The organism is Vibrio sp. 03_296 (assembly GCF_002265885.1).
In genome coordinates this window covers 1-1005 of the sequence record NZ_NPKW01000352.1, presented here as the reverse complement: position 1 = coordinate 1005, position 1005 = coordinate 1, and the positions used below count along the sequence as shown (strand labels likewise).

General features: G+C 47.7%; 3 protein-coding genes. All 3 read left to right on the top strand.

Going from position 1 to position 1005, the window contains the following annotated elements; translation table 11 throughout:
- A partial coding sequence (locus tag CIK04_RS24580; RefSeq protein ID WP_325205788.1) for an amino acid--tRNA ligase-related protein occupies positions 1–205 on the top strand: 205 nt, incomplete at its 5' end.
- A 53-nt stretch (positions 206–258) separates the two neighbouring features.
- Positions 259–714 (top strand): crossover junction endodeoxyribonuclease RuvC, encoded by a 456-nt coding sequence (gene ruvC / locus CIK04_RS24575; protein WP_325205787.1) that lies wholly within the window; start codon positions 259–261, stop codon positions 712–714.
- Between the two features lie 155 nt (positions 715–869).
- Positions 870–1005: OB-fold domain-containing protein (locus CIK04_RS24570; RefSeq protein ID WP_325205789.1), on the top strand; the 136-nt coding region annotated here is incomplete at its 3' end.

Below are 1005 nucleotides of genomic sequence, written 5' to 3'. Positions count from 1 at the left end.
TCTTGCATTCGGTCTAGACCGTCTAGTCATGCTACTGTGTGGTACTGAGAACATTCGTGATGTTATCGCGTTCCCGAAAACAACGGCAGCCGCGTGTCTGATGACAGATGCACCAAGTGTGGCTAACCCAGCAGCACTTGAAGAGCTTGCGATTGCCGTGACGATTGCAAAAGAAAAAAAGCGCAGAATAAGCAATAAGCGTTAAAAAAACTCCCGCAAACGCGGGAGTTTTTGTTTAAGGAACAGATAGGAAGTGTCATGTCGATTATTCTAGGAATTGACCCAGGCTCTCGCGTTACTGGCTATGGTGTGATTCGCCAAAATGGCCGACACCTGCAATATCTTGGTAGTGGTTGCATTCGTACATCAGAAAAAGATTTGCCCGGCCGATTTAAAGCAAATTTACGCGGGCGTAACGGAGATCATTACTCAGTTTCAGCCGGATGCGTTTGCCATAGAACAGGTCTTCATGGCGAAAAWGCCGACTCAGCACTCAAACTTGGTCAAGCGCGTGGCGCGGCGATCGTTTCTGCCGTGAATCACGATTGCCGGTTACGAATACGCCGCTCGTTGATTAAGCAAGCCGTGGTAGGCACGGGCGGGGCTGATAAAGCACAAGTGCAACATATGGTGCAACATATGCTCAAGTTACCCGCTAAACCTCAGGCGGACGCGGCCGATGCGTTAGGTGTTGCCATTTGTCATCGCCAATAACCAACAAAACCCATCATTGCCTTAGCCGGGCAGGCGACCAGTGCTAAACGAGGCCGTTATCGTTAGCCTTGTATTCGTTTTATGAGATAAAGAACTGGATGTCTATCCAGTTCTTTATTATCCTGTCGCAAATTCATTTCTAAAGAGTATTGAACGTGATCGGACGTCTTCGCGGCATTCTGCTGGAAAAGCAAMCCCCTGAATTGTTGATTGAAGTTAATGGCATTGGCTATGAAGTTCAGATGCCAATGAGTTGTTTCTATGAGCTTCCTAATATTGGGGAAGAAGCCA